This is a genomic window from Paucilactobacillus nenjiangensis, assembly GCF_008632615.1.
GTDB lineage: Bacteria > Bacillota > Bacilli > Lactobacillales > Lactobacillaceae > Paucilactobacillus > Paucilactobacillus nenjiangensis.
Genome location: NZ_CP043939.1, coordinates 1,909,601 through 1,926,633, shown reverse-complemented (window position 1 = coordinate 1,926,633; position 17,033 = coordinate 1,909,601). Strand labels below are relative to the sequence as shown.

General features: G+C 40.0%; 17 protein-coding genes. 16 read left to right on the top strand and 1 reads right to left on the bottom strand.

The features are described from left to right. Positions 1–28: 28 nt before the first annotated feature. From metG to F0161_RS09800, 16 genes are all read left to right on the top strand, one after another. Positions 29–2,050 carry a methionine--tRNA ligase gene (metG, locus tag F0161_RS09875; RefSeq protein ID WP_150204457.1) on the top strand — a complete coding sequence of 674 codons (2,022 nt, stop codon included), beginning with the start codon at positions 29–31 and terminating at the stop codon, positions 2,048–2,050. A gap of 265 nt (positions 2,051–2,315) precedes the next feature. Beyond that, positions 2,316–3,083, top strand: a complete 768-nt coding sequence (locus F0161_RS09870) for a TatD family hydrolase (protein WP_150204687.1) — start codon at positions 2,316–2,318, stop codon at positions 3,081–3,083. A gap of 1 nt (position 3,084) precedes the next feature. Beyond that, a complete protein-coding gene (rnmV, locus tag F0161_RS09865) occupies positions 3,085–3,654 on the top strand; it encodes a ribonuclease M5 (protein WP_150204456.1) in 570 nt (189 codons plus the stop codon). Continuing rightward, positions 3,647–4,540 carry a 16S rRNA (adenine(1518)-N(6)/adenine(1519)-N(6))-dimethyltransferase RsmA gene (gene rsmA / locus F0161_RS09860; RefSeq protein ID WP_150204455.1) on the top strand — a complete coding sequence of 298 codons (894 nt, stop codon included), beginning with the start codon at positions 3,647–3,649 and terminating at the stop codon, positions 4,538–4,540. Before rnmV ends, rsmA begins: the two co-directional genes overlap by 8 nt. 87 nt (positions 4,541–4,627) lie before the next feature. After that, the gene (locus F0161_RS09855; RefSeq protein WP_137601854.1) at positions 4,628–4,906 is read left to right on the top strand and encodes a Veg family protein; all 279 of its coding nucleotides are present in this window, start codon (positions 4,628–4,630) and stop codon (positions 4,904–4,906) included. 158 nt (positions 4,907–5,064) lie between these two features. After that, positions 5,065–5,916 carry a 4-(cytidine 5'-diphospho)-2-C-methyl-D-erythritol kinase gene (gene ispE, locus F0161_RS09850; protein WP_150204454.1) on the top strand — a complete coding sequence of 284 codons (852 nt, stop codon included), beginning with the start codon at positions 5,065–5,067 and terminating at the stop codon, positions 5,914–5,916. A gap of 252 nt (positions 5,917–6,168) precedes the next feature. Beyond that, complete coding sequence (locus F0161_RS09845) at positions 6,169–7,083, top strand: PLP-dependent cysteine synthase family protein (protein WP_150204453.1); 915 nt, start codon at positions 6,169–6,171, stop codon at positions 7,081–7,083. A gap of 24 nt (positions 7,084–7,107) precedes the next feature. Then, positions 7,108–8,268 carry a trans-sulfuration enzyme family protein gene (locus F0161_RS09840; protein WP_150204452.1) on the top strand — a complete coding sequence of 387 codons (1,161 nt, stop codon included), beginning with the start codon at positions 7,108–7,110 and terminating at the stop codon, positions 8,266–8,268. Between the two features lie 20 nt (positions 8,269–8,288). Continuing rightward, a complete protein-coding gene (gene cysE / locus F0161_RS09835; RefSeq protein ID WP_150204451.1) occupies positions 8,289–8,819 on the top strand; it encodes a serine O-acetyltransferase in 531 nt (176 codons plus the stop codon). A gap of 114 nt (positions 8,820–8,933) precedes the next feature. Next, positions 8,934–9,611 (top strand): metal ABC transporter ATP-binding protein, encoded by a 678-nt coding sequence (locus F0161_RS09830; RefSeq protein WP_225423254.1) that lies wholly within the window; start codon positions 8,934–8,936, stop codon positions 9,609–9,611. After that, positions 9,611–10,399 (top strand): metal ABC transporter permease, encoded by a 789-nt coding sequence (locus tag F0161_RS09825; RefSeq protein ID WP_150204449.1) that lies wholly within the window; start codon positions 9,611–9,613, stop codon positions 10,397–10,399. Before F0161_RS09830 ends, F0161_RS09825 begins: the two co-directional genes overlap by 1 nt. Before the next feature lie 209 nt (positions 10,400–10,608). Further along, the gene (gene purR, locus F0161_RS09820) at positions 10,609–11,451 is read left to right on the top strand and encodes a pur operon repressor (RefSeq protein ID WP_150204448.1); all 843 of its coding nucleotides are present in this window, start codon (positions 10,609–10,611) and stop codon (positions 11,449–11,451) included. A 3-nt stretch (positions 11,452–11,454) separates the two neighbouring features. Beyond that, on the top strand, positions 11,455–12,822 hold the full coding sequence (gene glmU, locus F0161_RS09815) for a bifunctional UDP-N-acetylglucosamine diphosphorylase/glucosamine-1-phosphate N-acetyltransferase GlmU (RefSeq protein ID WP_137601862.1): 1,368 nt from the start codon (positions 11,455–11,457) through the stop codon (positions 12,820–12,822). Between the two features lie 65 nt (positions 12,823–12,887). After that, positions 12,888–13,871, top strand: a complete 984-nt coding sequence (locus tag F0161_RS09810) for a ribose-phosphate diphosphokinase (protein ID WP_137601863.1) — start codon at positions 12,888–12,890, stop codon at positions 13,869–13,871. A 126-nt stretch (positions 13,872–13,997) separates the two neighbouring features. Further along, positions 13,998–14,552, top strand: a complete 555-nt coding sequence (locus tag F0161_RS09805; RefSeq protein WP_150204447.1) for a hypothetical protein — start codon at positions 13,998–14,000, stop codon at positions 14,550–14,552. 246 nt (positions 14,553–14,798) lie between these two features. Further along, on the top strand, positions 14,799–16,145 hold the full coding sequence (locus tag F0161_RS09800) for an FAD-dependent oxidoreductase (protein WP_150204446.1): 1,347 nt from the start codon (positions 14,799–14,801) through the stop codon (positions 16,143–16,145). A gap of 58 nt (positions 16,146–16,203) precedes the next feature. Here F0161_RS09800 and yidA read toward each other — a convergent pair whose 3' ends face one another. Next, entirely contained in the window at positions 16,204–17,025 is an 822-nt protein-coding gene (gene yidA, locus F0161_RS09795; protein WP_150204445.1) for a sugar-phosphatase, read from the bottom strand. Positions 17,026–17,033: the final 8 nt, after the last annotated feature.

Here is a 17,033-nt window from a genome sequence, read left to right as displayed (position 1 = left end):
ACACTGTGAGTAGAAGGGATGGCCTCATATGGCTGACAACAAACCAACATATTATTTAACAACACCAATTTATTATCCATCAGGGAAATTACATATTGGTAATTCATACACAACGATCGCTTGTGATGCAGAGGCACGCTTCAAGCGGCTCATGGGTTACGATGTAGAGTTCTTAACAGGAACTGATGAACATGGTCTTAAAATCGAAGAAAAGGCCGCAGAACTCGGTAAAGATCCTCAAGCTTACGTAGATGAAATGGCAGCTGGCATCAAAGATCTTTGGAAGTTATTGGAGATTTCAAACACGAACTTTATCCGAACCACTGACGATTATCATGAAGCCGCTGTGCAACAAATTTTTGAACAATTATTAGCTCAAGGTGACATTTATCTTGGCGAATATGAAGGTTGGTACTCTGTTTCTGATGAAGAATATTTCACGGAAACTCAATTAGCCGAAGTTTACAAAGATGAAAATGGCAAGACAATTGGTGGGAAAGCCCCTTCTGGCCACGATGTTGAACTTGTCAAAGAAGAGTCATATTTCTTCAAGATGAGTAAATATGCCGACTGGTTGTTAGATTACTACAAACAACATCCTGATTTTATTCAACCTGCAGCTCGGATGAATGAAATGATTAATAACTTTATCAAACCAGGTCTCGAAGACTTGGCGGTTTCACGGACAACCTTTAATTGGGGTGTTAAAGTCAAGAGTAATCCTAAGCACGTGATTTACGTCTGGATTGATGCTTTAACTAACTATATTACTGCGTTAGGCTATGGCAGCAACGACGATAGTAAGTTTAAAAAATACTGGCCTGGTACTCATATGGTGGGTAAAGAAATCGTTCGTTTCCACACGATTTACTGGCCAATTATGTTACACGCACTTGGTCTAGAATTACCTAAACAAGTCTTTGGACACGGCTGGCTCTTGATGAAAGACGGCAAGATGTCGAAGTCTAAGGGAAATGTGATTTACCCAGAAACCTTAGTGGCTCGTTATGGCCTTGATGCCATGCGTTACTATTTACTACGGGCAATGCCTTATGGTAATGATGGAATTTTCACACCAGAAGATTTCGTCGACAAAGTCAATTATGACTTAGCTAATGATTTAGGTAATTTGTTGAACCGGACAATTGCGATGATTAACAAATATGAAGGCGGTAAAGTGACAGTTGATAGTACAGCTTCAACTGAATTTGATGCTGACCTTGAAAAGACCGCCACGGATGTAATTGCTGAATTCAAAGAATTAATGGATGATATGCATTTTGCCGATGCTTTAAAGGCAGTTTGGAAATTGATTGCTCGCGCTAATAAGTATATTGATGAAACCGAACCATGGGTTTTGGCCAAAGATGATTCCAAAAAGGATGTTCTTTCTGCTGTGATGGGTAATTTGGCTAAGAGCTTACGAGTAATCGCTGGCTTATTACAACCAACTATGACTCATGCACCCGTTGAAATGTTACGCCAATTAGGTGTCAAAGATACCAGTTTAGATATTAAAAATTTAACCTTTAATAGTTTTCCAGCTGGTGCGGTGGTTGTTGAAAAGGGAACTCCTATTTTCCCACGCCTAGATACGGAACAAGAAGTGGCATTTATTCAAGATAAAATGTCTGCTGATGAAAAGAAAAAGGGACGTGCTGCCATGGAAGAAGCTAAGAAGGCTGCTCAAACTAATGCCGAAGAAGATGCTGATGGTAAGAAACCTATCAGAATTGATGTCTTTGACAAGGTAGAGTTGAAAGTCGCTCAAGTTAAGGCAGTTGGCCACGTTGAAGGTGCCGATAAGTTATTGAAGTTCCAACTAGATGACGGATCAGAAGACGGTCGTCAAATTCTTTCTGGAATTGCTGAATGGTATCCAGAACCAGAAGTGTTATTGAATAAAAAAGTGCTGATTGTCGCTAACTTGAAGCCACGTAAAATGCGTGGTGAAATGAGTCAAGGCATGATTATGTCAGCTGAACACGATGGTGTTGTGACTGTTGTCACTGTCCCTGATTCATTAGTCAATGGATCCGGTGTAGAATAAATAAATAAAAAGGTGCTGAAAACCTCGGTTAGCTCTCGAGCACTAACGAAGAAATAATAAAGCCTTCGAACTTTAGAAGGGTGAAATTATTTGTAGTTAGGAGAGATGGTTGAGGTATTGAAGCCCGAATAAAAAGGTGCTGAAAACCTCGGTTAGCTCTCGAGCACTAACGAAGAAATAATAAGGCCTTCGCACTTCAGAAGGGTGAAATTGAGTAAAATGTACAAGGAGATTTAAGTTGGCAATTTATAACCATGAAGAACAACTGAATATTTATGATACGCATACGCATTTAAATGACGATGCTTTTTGGGATGAAATTCCGGCATATATGGCCCGTGCAAAACATTTCGGGGTTAATGAAATGAATGTCGTTGGTTCAGATACGATTTTAAATGCGCGAGCAATTGAACTCGCTCACCAGTATGATAATATTCACGCGATTGTTGGCTGGCATCCAGAATCTGCAAAGGATTTTACTGCTGAACAAGAAACAATCTTAATTGAACAATTGGCAGACCCTGAAGTGGTTGCCGTTGGTGAGATGGGACTGGACTATTATTGGAAAGAAACCCCTCATGACGTTCAAAAAGAAGCGTTTAAGCGGCAAGTCCAAATCGCCAAAGACTTACATTTACCAATTTCAGTGCATGATCGTGATGCGTTTGAAGATACGTATGACATATTAAAAGCGGCAGATGTTCGTGATATTGGCGGCGTAATGCACAGTTTTAATGGGACGACGGAATGGCTGAAGAAGTTTTTGGATTTGGGGATGCATATCTCTTACAGTGGTGTTGCTAGTTTTAAAAATGCTACTGAAGTTCATGAATCTGTCATTGCTACGCCATTGGACAAATTGTTAGTGGAAACTGATGCACCATATCTAACGCCAGCGCCATATCGTGGTAAGCAAAATGAACCAGGTTTTACTCATTTTGTGGTCCAGGCAGTTGCTGAACTACGTGGCATGACTAATAAAGAAATTAGTGATATCACGTTTGAAAATGCCACCAAGTTATTTAGGAAGTAAAATGCAAAAAATAAAAGAGATCCTGGTCGTTGAAGGCAAGGATGATACAAAGAGAATAGCTCAGGCAGTTGACGCAGACACGTTTGAAACAAACGGGTCTGCTTTGTCGTCTAAAGATATTGAAAAATTAAAGCTGCTACAAGCTAAACGTGGATTAATTGTCTTTACGGATCCGGATTTTAACGGTGAACGAATCAGAAAAATGATTTCGGCGGCCATCCCAGGGGTTAAGCATGCCTTTATTAAGCGAAAAGAAGGCGTACCGACCGTTTCTGGTGGTAGTCTAGGTGTTGAACATGCGAGCCCCGCAGTTATCCGTGAGGCGCTCAAAAGCGTGTATACGCAAAGCGACGGTCAATTTCCGAGTGAAATAGAAGTCACGGATTTGCGTCAGGCTGGTTTGACCAGTGGCACGAATGCGCGTCATCGTCGTGAACGGTTAGGTGAAATTCTTGGCATTGGTTATGGTAATGGGAAACAAATGTTAAAACGGTTAAATTTATTTCAAATCACAAAAGTACAATTTCAGTCGGGGATAGACCAACTGAATCAGGAGGAAAAAAATGAGTGAAATTCCAGCAGTTGGTAATCCAGTCCGGACCCGGGCGATTTTAGAAAAATACCGGCTTAGAGCTAAAAAGGCGTTAGGACAAAATTTCTTGACGGATTTAAATATCCTGAAGAATATCGTTGAAGCTGCCGGAATTACACCGGCAGATAATGTGATTGAAATTGGTCCCGGAATTGGTGCTTTAACCGAACAACTGGCAATTGCTGGTGGTGAAGTTTTAGCCTTAGAAATCGATACTCAGTTGATGGATGTCTTAGATGAGGTCTTGGATCCATATAATAATGTCCAAGTTCTGAATGAAGATGTGTTGAAAGCCAATTTACCTGATTTAATCCAGACAAAATTTACGGATCCTTCAGCACCAATCAAAGTAGTCGCTAATTTACCATATTACATTACGACGCCAATTTTGATGCAGTTATTGAAATCAGAAATCAAATGGTCATCAATCACAGTTATGATGCAAAAAGAAGTAGCCCAAAGAATTGTATCTGATCCTGGGGTCAAAGCATATGGAGCCCTTTCTTTGACTGTCCAATATGAAATGGATGCCAAGATTGCCTTTGAAGTTTCACGTAATGTCTTTGTGCCAGCTCCAAATGTTGATTCAGCGATTGTTGTTTTGGAACCACGCAAAGTTGCCTTGCCAATCGAGCCAACCAATGAAAAAGCGATGTTTAGTCTTATTAAAGGTTGTTTTTCACATCGTCGGAAGAGTCTTTGGAATAATTTGCAAACTTTATATGGTAAAACACCTGAAATTCGTGAAAAAATGCAAGCAGCACTGGATGAAATTGGTGTTGACTCGCAAATTCGACCTGAACAATTATCGCTCGAACAATTTGTTCAACTATCAAATGCGCTGGAATCACGAGATTTACGATAGAAATTCCTTGCACATTTAAAACAGTTGTGGTAAAATTTGCAATTCTGGCCAAATGAGCGTATAGTATCATCTAGTGAGGTGAATAGGATGCCAGTAACAATAGCTAGCATTAAAGCAGAGCTCGACCAACGTGTTGGCGATGAAGTCGTCGTTATTGCACAAGCAGGTCGGAAAAAAATTACAAAACGTCACGGCGTTTTGAGCGAAACATATCCAGCTGTGTTCATTGTAAACTTGAATCAAGACGAAAACGCCTTTGAACGGGTTTCATATAGCTATACTGATCTATTGACCAAGAACATCGAAATTGACTTCAACTTTGAAGATCATCAAGATACGGACGAAGATACAGAGGATGTAGAGTAGGTTGAACTTCTCCATTTATCTAATTAATAAAGTGATTTCATTTTATTAGTTAAATAATGGAGATTTTTTTGTATAATGAAGAATAAACTAAATTAATTGTCGTTGATATTGATAATTAGTATAATAATTTCAAATCAAAAATAAGGAGGCGTGTCCGATTGAAAATCATTGAAAAAGCACCGGCCAAAATCAATCTCGGATTGGATACGCCACGACGCTATGCGGATAAATCGCCAGAATGGGATATGGTGATGACCTCCATCGATTTGGCGGATTATGTCAGTGTTGAAACAACGCAAGAAACTCATAAAATCAAAGTATATACCAACAGCGGTTTTCTCCCCAACGACCAACGAAATTTGGCCTATCAAGCCGTGCACATTTTACGTACGCGATTTCATCAAACGGATGGCGTAATCGTTCAAATTACTAAACAAATTCCAGTTGCTGCCGGACTTGGTGGAGGATCTTCTGATGCAGCGGCGGTGTTGCGGGCACTCAATAAAATTTGGAACCTTGGACTAACTTATAAAGAATTGGCTAAATTAGCGCTGACAATTGACTCTGATGTCCCGTATTGTATTTATAGTCAAACGGCACATGTGACCGGACATGGCGAAATTGTGACCCCAATAGAACACTTCCCGCATTATCCAATCGTCGTGGCCAAACCAAAAATTAGTGTTTCCACGCCCACGATTTTGAAACAAATTAATTATGAATCAGTTCAACATATTCAAATTGACCAGTTAGTTACGGCCATCAATTCTGGCGATGCTGAAAATATTTTTGCATCAATGGGTAATGTACTAGAACCAATCACTGCGGCCAAACATCCAGAGATTGATCACTTGAAGGGCAAGATGATGAAAATTGGCTCTGACGCAGCGCAAATGACCGGTACGGGCCCCACAATGTTTGCTGTCTGTGAGAAATTATCAAGGGCGAAACGACTGACAAATAGCTTAAAAGGATTCTGTAGTGAAGTCTATTTGGTTAGATCTTTATAAAAAATGTTTGACAAGCACAACCCAACTAGGGTAATCTTAGTTCAATCAATTGGAGGTATTTTAAATGACTTTAGCAAACAACACATTTTTAGAAGTATGTTGTTGTGGATCGCGTCTTATGCGACCCACTAATTGTCATGCCTAATTTTATTTAAACTAGCATTCAATTACATCGGGATAAATCGTATAAGACGCTACTTCAAAACTGAAGTCAGCGTCTTTTTTTGTCCTCAATCAGAAAGGAAGTTACACATGTTAGTCAAAAACGTTTATGAATTAATTGGCCATACACCACTACTGAAGCTCCACGTTCCAACACCAAATAACAGTCAAATCTACGCTAAGTTAGAAATGTTCAATCCAGGCGGTAGCATCAAAGACCGGTTGGGGATGTCATTAGTTGAAAATGGTATTAAACAAGGTCATATCAACATGGGGACTACGATTATTGAACCGACTGCTGGTAATACTGGAATTGGGGTTGCGCTGGCCGCTCAAAAATATAAATTGCCAGTTAAGTTGGTGGTACCTGAAAAATTCAGTTTTGAAAAACAAACGTTGATGGCTGCCTTGGGAGCGGAAATTATTAATACTCCTTCTAGCGAGGGCATTAAGGGCGCGATTGCTAAAGCTAAGGAATTGGCCGCTGACATTTCTAATTCATTTGTGCCATTACAATTTGAAAATCAAAATAATCCCGATGTGTATGAACGTACCTTGGCCCCAGAAATTTTGGCTGATTTAGACAATTTACAAATTGATGCGTTTGTCGCTGGAGCTGGTAGCGGTGGAACTTTTGCAGGGACCGCCAAAGGACTCAAGTCAGTGTATCCTGATTTAATCACGACTGTGGTTGAACCAGAAGGATCGATTTTGAATGGTGGACAACCTCATTCACATAAGACTGAAGGAATTGGGGTTGAGTTTATTCCACCATTTTTCAAAGATGTCCAACCTGATAAAATCAAAACGATTAGTGACGATGATGCATTTAAACAAGTTCGAGATATGGCCCGTTATTATGGCTTGTTTATCGGCAGTTCCAGTGGATCGGCGCTAGCAGCTAGTCTAGAGTTAGCTCAAGAATTACCAGAAGGTTCCAACATCGTGACCATTTTCCCAGATTCAAGTGAACGTTACTTAAGTGAAAATATCTATCAAAAATAAAAAAATTATTCGGAGGCAACAATCATGAAATTCAATTCAAAATTAATCCACGGCGGAATTAGCGAAGACGCAACAACCGGAGCGGTTTCCATGCCCATTTATCGCGCATCAACTTTCCATCAAAAAGTAGTAGGGGGCACACCAGAATGGGAATATTCACGGAGTGGTAACCCAACGCGAAATGCATTAGAAAGCTTAGTCGCAGATTTGGAACAAGGGATTGCAGGCTTTGCCTTTGCTTCAGGATCAGCCGCAATTCACGCAACATTCTCCATGTATTCAGCAGGGGACCACATCATTGTCGGTAACGATGTCTACGGTGGAACATTCCGGTTGATTAACAAAGTACTCAAACGTTTCGGTTTAGAATTCACGGTCGTTGATATGCAAGACTTATCAGCCGTTGAAAAAGCGGTTCAGGATAACACGGTCGCAATTTATTTTGAAACACCCACTAATCCCTTATTGCAAATTGCAGATATTGAAGAAATTTCAAAAATTGCTAAGCAGCATCACTTGCAAACAATTGTAGATAATACCTTTGCAACTCCATACAACCAAAACCCATTAGCTTTAGGGGCGGATGTGGTCGTTCATTCTGCAACTAAATATCTAGGCGGTCACAGTGACTTAGTGGCAGGGTTAGCAATTACGAATGACGAACAAATTGCCGAAGAATTGGCCTTTTTGCAAAACTCAATTGGGAGCGTGCTTGGACCTGACGACAGCTGGTTATTACAACGTGGGATTAAAACTTTAGGAGCACGGATGCGTGTTCACCATGAAAATACTGAAGCAATTGTGAACTTGCTCAAAAACGATTCACGGGTGGCTAAAATCTACTATCCAGGGGACCCAGATTTTGCGGGATATGAAGTTGCTAAGAAGCAAATGAAACATTTTGGTGCCATGATTTCCTTTGAACTACAACCTGGTTTAGATCCAAAACAATTCATTGAAAACTTGGATATGATTTCACTGGCGGAAAGTCTTGGTGGAATTGAAAGCTTGATTGAAATTCCTGCTATTATGACCCATGGAGCAATTCCTCGTGAATTAAGATTGAAAAAAGGAATTCAAGACGAATTAATTCGCTTATCCGTTGGAATTGAGGATGAAGAAGATTTGATTGCCGATGTCAAAAAAGGATTAGCTAGTTTATCTAACCAAACAGTCAATAACTAGTTAAAGTCAGGATGATAACAATGTTTTCAGCAGCAAAATACATTATGAATAGTGATCCAGCTGCGCGTAGCATTTGGGAAGTAATTTTGACTTACTCTGGATTTCACGCCTTAGCTTATTACCGGGTGAGTCATTGGCTCTACCGTCATCACCGCTATTTACTGGCTGCTCTTGTGGCACATCTTGGCAAGCAAATGACACAGGTCGAAATTCATCCGGGGGCTAAAATCGGTCAGCATGTGTTTATTGATCATGGGACCGGAGTGGTGATTGGTGAAACTGCGGTGGTGGGCGATTACGTCACCATTTTACATGGGGTGACACTTGGTTCTCGCAGAGTGGTTGACGGTAAACGGCATCCACAGGTGCATGACCACGTTTTCATCGGTGCAAAGGCCATGTTGTTAGGCAATATCGAAATTGGCTCATTTGCCAAAATTGGCGCTGGGAGCGTTGTAATTAATGATGTATTATCAAATACAACGGTTGTGGGCAATCCTGGTGCACAAGTCCAACAACGGAAATTTCATACGGTTGGCAAAAATATTTAGAGACTTTATTAAGTCTCTTTTTTGTTGTTGCGTAAAGTAACTTGTTTGTGTAAACTAGTTAAATGGTAATCATTACAATTTAGCTTTTGAGAAAGAGGCAACATTATCAACGATATACTTACAGTGAGTCAATTAACGGCCTCATACGGCCCAGTTAACATTATTAAAGATTTGAATTTTAAGTTAGCCCAAGGGGAATTTTTATCAATTATCGGTGAAAATGGGGTCGGGAAAACCACCTTGGTGAGAAGTTTATTAGGTATTCTCAAGCCACGGGCCGGCAAGATTGAATTTGCAGATAATTCAATTGCGCATAACATCGGTTATGTACCACAGTCGCGTAATTTAGATGAAGAATATCCAATTACGGTGCGTGATTTTGTGAGTTTAAACTTACGAGATAGTAAATTACCTTGGCTCAGTCCAAATGAAAAAGCCAAGGTTACTTCAATTTTAAAACAAACAGATCTGATGAAAATTGCTAATCGTCCACTCGGACAGGCTTCTGGTGGTGAAAAGCAGCGTGCGTATTTGGCGCAAGCTTTATTAAATTCGCCCAAATTATTAATTTTAGATGAATCCACCGCCAGTTTAGATGTTGAAATGAAACAAGAACTGTTAAAGTTAGTCGTCAAATTTCAAAAAGAAAATCAAACGAGCGTTATTTTTATTACGCATGATTTACCACTGGCCAGAAGATATTCCGACAGTTATCTGTTGATGACCAAACAACAAGAATACACCACGGGCCCAATTAGCAGTCTCGTAATCTCGGAAAGTGAGAAAGTTTAATGTTAAGTTTTGATTTTATGCGTCACGCGTTAGTGGCGGGAACGTTTATCTCGATAATTTGTGGCATGATGGGAGTTTTTGTCATTGCTCGTGGAATGTCGTTTTTAACCCATACACTTGCTGAAATTGGCTTTGCGGGAGCTGCGTTTGGCTTGTTCATCGGTTGGCCGGCCTTGAATGGAATGCTGTTATTTACCGTGCTGAGTTCTGCGATGGTGGGACAATTAGGAGTGCGTTCTGCTAGACGTGAAAATGTTATTAGCGCAGTGTCTGCACTGTTTTTAGGGTTAGGTATTTTATTTATTGCACTGTCTGATAAAAGTGCCACTTCGGCCACTAGCATCCTATTTGGGAGCGTCATTGGTATTAGCTTGAGTGAAGTTTGGCAAGTCGTGATTTTGTCAATTGTCGTGGCTGTGGTCACGTTATTAATGTATCGTCAATTGAAGTTTGATTCTTTTGATTCAGTCGGGGCGCGTGTCAATGGGATTAACGGAGCCATTATCTCAATTGTATTTTTGATTATGCTGGCGTTAAGCGTCAGTGTGGCCGCACAAATTGTGGGAGCATTATTAATCTTTATCTTGCTGACATTACCAGCGGCGAGTGCTCGTTATTTTGTCCACAGCGTCAGTTCGATGATTGCGTTATCAATTGGTTTTGCAGTCGCTGGCACATGGCTAGGGATTACGTTAGGGTATTTAACTAATTGGCCAACCAGTTTCTTTATTGCCACAATCGAAGTGATTTTTTATTTAATCGGGTTAATTTGGTACAAAAGAAGTTAATAATTTAGAATAGATGAGTGAGCAAACGACGTGATAGGTTTGCTGATTCATCTTTTTTTGTCGATACAAAACTGTTTGATTATCATCCCCCGAGACTATTTACATTAAATTGTTACAAATAGAAAACTTATCCAGTTAATAATGCCTAAAACACGAACGTTTATGGTATTATATTAATGAAAATAACGTGATTTAGAAGGGAATTTGAAATGAAAATCAGACGTAGCGATCGCTTGGTAGATATGACTAGATACCTCTTAGAACATCCCCGTGCGCTAGTATCCTTGAAATTTTTTGGCGAACGATATGACTCTGCTAAGTCTTCCATCAGTGAAGATTTAGGAATTATCAAACGCACCTTTCAAGAACGTGGGACTGGAATTTTGGAAACTTTACCTGGAGCATCAGGCGGGGCACGCTTTATTCCGTACATGCTTAAGGAAGAAGCCGAAAGCTTTTTACAACGGGTCGTTGATGAAGTTAACGATGAAAGCCGCTTGCTACCTGGGGGCTATGTGTATTTGTCTGATTTACTCAGTCGCCCAGATGTCTTGCGTCAAGTGGGTCGGTTGATTGCCACCCAGTATTTAAATCAAGAAGTGGATGCAGTCATGACAGTTGCCACGAAGGGAATTCCGATTGCGCAAAGTGTTGCCACTTTCTTGAATGTTCCATTTGTGATTGTTCGAAATGATTCACATATTACGGAAGGTTCAACGGTTAGCGTTAATTATGTCTCTGGATCTTCGACGCGGATTGAAAAAATGGAACTGTCACGGCGTAGTTTGAAACGAGGCGCCAATGTGCTTGTTGTCGATGATTTTATGAAGGGCGGCGGTACCTTAAACGGCATGAAGTCGTTAATTAATGAATTTGAAGCACATTTAGTTGGTATGACGGTGTTTGCTGAAGGTGAATTTAGTGGTAATCGCTTGGTAGATGACTTCACTTCATTAGTGAAAGTCAATGCAGTTAATCCGAACAATCAAACAATTTCAGCCGAATTTGGTAATTTTATTAATACAGTATTTGGATCAGGAATGGAGAAATAGGTAATGAAGACGAAAAACGCAATTATTCTAGCTGCTGGCAAAGGTACCCGAATGAAGTCAAAACTTTACAAGGTGCTGCATCAAGTTGCTGGTAAAGCAATGGTTGACCATGTATTGACTCAATTAGAAGCAAACCATATGGACAATATCGTGACGGTGGTGGGCTTTGGAGCCGAGAATGTTGAACAAGCATTGGGCGAGAGAACTAAGTATGCAGTTCAAAAGCAACAATTAGGAACTGGCCATGCTGTTATGCAGGCCGCCGACTTGTTGAGTGACTTAGATGGTCAAACTTTAGTGATTAGCGGCGATACGCCTTTGTTTAAGGCGGCTACATTGCAAAAACTCGTGGACTATCATACGGCGAAGAAAGCTTCAGCCACTGTCCTCACTTCCATTGCGCCTGATCCAACTGGATATGGCCGGTTGGTTCGTAATGATATTGGGATTGTCGAAAAAGTTGTCGAACAAAAAGATGCCACTCCAGAAGAACAAGCCATTGATGAAATTAATACCGGTGTCTACTGCTTTGACAACAAAACTTTGTTTGACGCATTGAAATTGTTAAGTAATGACAATGCGCAAGGTGAATATTACTTGACTGATGTGATTGGAATCTTAAAGAAACGCGGTGATATTGTGGCAGCGTACCGAATGGCCGACTTTGACGAATCAATGGGTGTGAATGATCGCATTGCATTGGCGAAAGCAAATGAAATTATGCGAAATCGAATTAACACCCACTGGATGGAAGAAGGCGTCACTTTATTAGATCCAAAGACGACATATATCGATAGTGATGTTAAAATTGGGTCAGATACCGTGATTGAAGGTGGCGTGACCATCAAAGGCAACACGGTCATCGGGACGGATTGTTATATTAGTGCGCATTCAGACATTATTAACTCAATCATCCATGATGAAGTGAAAATTACCTCATCGACTTTAGAAGATTCAGAAATGCACACTGGCAGCGATATCGGACCATATTCTCATTTAAGACCAGCTTCAGAAATTGGGGAAAACGTACACATCGGAAACTTTGTTGAAGTGAAGAAATCATTTATTGATAAGGGAACGAAGGTGGGACACTTAACTTATGTTGGGGATGCGACACTGGGTAAGAACATTAATATTGGTTGTGGAGTAGTCTTTATTAATTATGATGGTACTTCAAAGCACCATACCAATATTGGCGACCATGCATTTATCGGTAGTAATAGTAATTTAATTGCGCCAGTGAATATTGCAGAGGATTCCTTTGTGGCAGCTGGCTCGACCATTACTGATGATACCAATAAATTTGATATGGCAATTGCCCGTGCTCGTCAGACCAATAAGCCTGATTATGCAAAAAAACTACCTTGGTAAAGCTTGAATTTTTGTCTTGAAATACGTATCATAGATACTTGAGATTAAATAAGGTGGATAATTAAATGGAACAGCAATATTTCGATCCAAAGTTGAAAGTCTTCGCGCTTAATTCTAATCGTCCGTTAGCAGAAAAGATTGCTGAAACGGTCGGGGTTGAGCTTGGCAAACTATCAGTGGACAAGTTCAGTGATGGTGAAATTCGCATTAACATTGAAGAAAGTATTCGTGGTGATAATGTCTATGTTGTGCAATCCACTTCTGCGCCAGTCAATGACAACTTGATGGAACTACTCATCATGATTGATGCATTGCGGCGAGCAAGTGCAAACACAATCAATATCGTCATGCCTTATTATGGGTATGCACGACAAGATCGAAAAGCACGTTCGCGGGAACCGATTACCGCTAAACTAGTGGCGAACATGTTAGAAAAAGCTGGGGTTGATCGCGTGGTGGCCCTTGATTTACATGCGGCTCAAATTCAGGGATTCTTTGATATTCCATTGGATCATATGATGGGCGCACCATTGTTAGCCGATTACTTTATTAAAAATGGCGTGGCTGAAAATGCGGTTGTCGTTTCACCTGATCATGGTGGAGTGAGCCGGGCACGTGCGTTAGCTGAATTTTTAGGCGCACCAATTGCCATTATTGATAAGCGACGGACTAAGCCCAATGTGGCCGAAATTATGAATATTATCGGGGATGTTAAGGGTAAGAAATGTATCTTGATTGATGACATGATTGATACAGCCGGAACCATTTCTTTGGGTGCTCAAGCACTGATGGACCAAGGAGCTGAAGAAGTTTATGCTTCTTGTACCCATCCAGTATTATCTGGTCCAGCAATTGAACGCCTAGAAAATTCACCAATTAAAGAAGTCGTGGTCACAGACTCCATTAACCTACCAAAGGAAAAACAGATTGATAAGCTCGTTCAAGTCTCTGTTGGACCATTGCTAGGAGCTGCTATTAAACGAATTAATGAAAACAAACCAGTGAGTCCATTATTCAAAAAACGCTTTGATATGGACCAAGCTTGGTAAACAACTTAATAAAAAACGTAGAAACGAAATATTACATTAAGATTACATAAATATTTCGATTCTGCGTTTTTTTTGTTACATTAATGTTATAATTAACACATAAATAGATGGAGGAGGAACATGATTATGAAAACAACAATGATTATTAAAAAATTAGGACTTACGATTGGTGGTTTAGTACTAACATTATCTTTAGCAGGATGTGGCACTAACAGTTCGGTTAAAAGTTCCTCCGACAACTCAAGCTCAAATACTCGTATCAGTAGCTCAGTCAAAGCTAAAAAAGACAGTGCTAAAGAAAGCACTAGTTCTGCTACCAAAGCTGCAGCTGTCAGTTCAAACAGTAGTACCAGCAGCAATAGTGCAGTGACTACCCCAAGTCAAAGCACTACGAGCCAAGCAGCTAGCTCACAAGCTCCGGCAACCACCACACAAAACAATAATACTAATACCTCAAGCACTGCTACCACTACCCCAACTGATCAAAATACCATTATTGGTAACTTTGCCAAAGCCGCAGGTTACTATGGCTCAAGTAATTATTCATTCATGGTAACTGATCAAAGTGGCTCAGATTATACTATTGAAGTACGTGCCACTGATGGCGATTCACAAGTTCAAAATTTAGTTGGTATCTTTGATTACAATACTTCAACCAACACTTATACGGCTAAATATTAAGATAAATTTAAAAATACACCATTCAGGTGTATTTTTTTGTCGCTGTGTTTATTATCTGATAAATAATTGATGGCAATCAATAACTTATTAAATTTTGAAAGTTGAAACTTCTGCAATGCTGATAGGCAATGGTGTCTTATTAATTGATAAATAAAATATTGAATTACTTATTTTTTTGATAGTGAAATTGTGTTAACATTGGTTTGTAAAAGTTTTCACAAAATCTGATTCATGGAAGGATTTACTATGAAAGTTATTGTTATTGGATGTACGCACGCAGGAACCGCCGCTGTTAATCAAATTTATGCCACGGATCCTGATACGCAAGTGACCGTTTATGAGCGTAATGACAACATTTCATTTTTATCTTGTGGAATCGCGCTGTATTTAGGCGGAGAAGTTAAAGATCCACAAGGACTATTTTACTCAAGCCCAGAAACGCTGGCCAAGTTAGGTGCAAACGTTAAAATGCAACATGACGTAACTAACATTGATGCCGATAAAAAAGAAGTTAGCGTCACTAATTTAGTGACTGGAGAAACTAGCACCGATAGTTATGATAAATTAATCGTGACCACTGGTTCATGGCCTGTGATACCACCAATTGAAGGTATTGATAGCAAGCACGTTTACCTATGTAAGAACTATGATCATGCTAAGAAGTTGTTCCAAGATGCACAAGCCGGTAAACGGATTGTCGTGATTGGTGGAGGATATATTGGCGTTGAATTAGTTGAATCATATAACAAAAAGGGACACGAAGTTACCCTGGTTGATGGTTTACCAAGAATGCTAAGTAAATACTTTGATGCTGAATATACTGACCGTTTATCAAAAGAATTTCAAGATAGTGGCGTTAAATTAGCCTTAAATCAAAAAGTGGATAAATTTACTGACACTGGTGATGGCGTGGTAGTTACTACTGACGGTGGAGATTATGAAGCTGATCTAGCTGTTTTGTGTATCGGGTTCCGACCTAATACTGATTTACTTAAAGGAATCGTCGAAATGAATGCAGATGGTTCAATTAAAACGAATGACTATATGCAAACTTCCAATCCAGACATTTATGGTGCTGGTGATTCTGTGGCAGTTCATTATAACCCAACCGGTCGTGATGCCTATATTCCATTGGCCACAAATGCTGTGCGCCAAGGAACGTTAGCTGGGATGAATATCTTCAAACCAACTGTTAAATATATGGGAACTCAATCAGCTTCTGGCTTGAAATTGTACGGCAACACTATGGTGGCCGCTGGCATGACGTTAGAACATGCGCAAAATGAAGGCTTTGACGCTGAATCTGTCACTATTGAAGATAATTACCGTCCAGAATTTATGCCAACCACAACGCCAGTTTTAATGACGCTGGTGTGGGATAAAACTAATCGTAAAATCTTAGGGGCTCAATTAATGAGTAAGTATGACGTTTCACAGTCTGCGAACTTAATTTCAGTTTGTATCCAAAACGAAAATACAATCGACTTTTTAGCCTTTGTCGATATGTTATTTCAACCACAATTTGACCGTCCATTCAATTACTTGAATTTACTTGGTCAAGCAGCGATGGCTAAAGCTAACGCTAGTAAATAATCAGTTTTTGCACTAATTAAAATGCCTCCGAAATTTTTCGGGGGCATTTTTGAATGGCTTATTTATTTAGGACATATTGATTAATGGCTGCAGCGACTCCATTTTCTTGATTCGTGAGAGTCATTTGGTCAGCATGTTCTTTCACCTCGTTAATGGCGTTACCCATGGCAACTCCTAGACCGGCATAATCAATCATGGTTAAATCATTTTCTTGATCTCCAAGGGCCATAATTTCTTCTTGCTTAATGTCTAGTTGGGCCGCTAAATCGCGGATTGCGTTGCCCTTACTAGCATCCTTGTTCATTAATTCTAGGAAGTAAGGTTCGCTACGAACAATATAAAAACGGTTAAAGAAATCTGTGGGCACCGCTTTTTCATCCAATGCTTTACTGATTAATTCTGGATCATCAATAATCATTCCTTTTGAAATTGACAACGCTGGGGTCATCTCTTCAACAGTTCGGTACTTGATGGGCGTCCGAACTAAGAATGATTCAGCGATTGAATAGGGGCTGATATCTCGGTTGGCAGTGTAGATGAATTGGTCAGTTTCAGCATGGAAATGTAATCCAATCTTACGTGCTAACAGTTCCATGTCTAAATAGTCGTTAAATGAAACGGTGTGGCGCACGATGATGTCGCCATTGGTGTTTTGGACTAATGAACCGTTAAAAGTAATCACATAACTTTCTGCTTGGTTATCAAGACCTAATTTTTTTAAATAATCTTGGACACCGTTTAATGGTCGGCCGGTACACAGCACTACTTTAACACCTTGTTCTGTGGCCTGGTTGATGGCTTCAATCGTTTCGGTAGTGAGTTGTTTATCGTCTGTGACAAGGGTTCCGTCGATGTCAATTGCTACTAGTTTGATGGTCATAATGATCT

Bases quoted from the DNA above. Each gene is read 5' to 3' on its own strand.
- yidA (WP_150204445.1), bottom strand. From the start codon at position 17,025: ATGACCATCAAACTAGTAGCAATTGACATCGACGGAACCCTTGTCACA.
- F0161_RS09825 (WP_150204449.1), top strand. From the start codon at position 9,611: ATGTTAAGTTTTGATTTTATGCGTCACGCGTTAGTGGCGGGAACGTTT.
- metG (WP_150204457.1), top strand. From the start codon at position 29: ATGGCTGACAACAAACCAACATATTATTTAACAACACCAATTTATTAT.
- F0161_RS09845 (WP_150204453.1), top strand. From the start codon at position 6,169: ATGTTAGTCAAAAACGTTTATGAATTAATTGGCCATACACCACTACTG.
- purR (WP_150204448.1), top strand. From the start codon at position 10,609: ATGAAAATCAGACGTAGCGATCGCTTGGTAGATATGACTAGATACCTC.
- F0161_RS09800 (WP_150204446.1), top strand. From the start codon at position 14,799: ATGAAAGTTATTGTTATTGGATGTACGCACGCAGGAACCGCCGCTGTT.
- glmU (WP_137601862.1), top strand. From the start codon at position 11,455: ATGAAGACGAAAAACGCAATTATTCTAGCTGCTGGCAAAGGTACCCGA.
- F0161_RS09805 (WP_150204447.1), top strand. From the start codon at position 13,998: ATGAAAACAACAATGATTATTAAAAAATTAGGACTTACGATTGGTGGT.
- F0161_RS09855 (WP_137601854.1), top strand. From the start codon at position 4,628: ATGCCAGTAACAATAGCTAGCATTAAAGCAGAGCTCGACCAACGTGTT.
- rsmA (WP_150204455.1), top strand. From the start codon at position 3,647: ATGAGTGAAATTCCAGCAGTTGGTAATCCAGTCCGGACCCGGGCGATT.
- cysE (WP_150204451.1), top strand. From the start codon at position 8,289: ATGTTTTCAGCAGCAAAATACATTATGAATAGTGATCCAGCTGCGCGT.
- F0161_RS09810 (WP_137601863.1), top strand. From the start codon at position 12,888: ATGGAACAGCAATATTTCGATCCAAAGTTGAAAGTCTTCGCGCTTAAT.
- F0161_RS09840 (WP_150204452.1), top strand. From the start codon at position 7,108: ATGAAATTCAATTCAAAATTAATCCACGGCGGAATTAGCGAAGACGCA.
- rnmV (WP_150204456.1), top strand. From the start codon at position 3,085: ATGCAAAAAATAAAAGAGATCCTGGTCGTTGAAGGCAAGGATGATACA.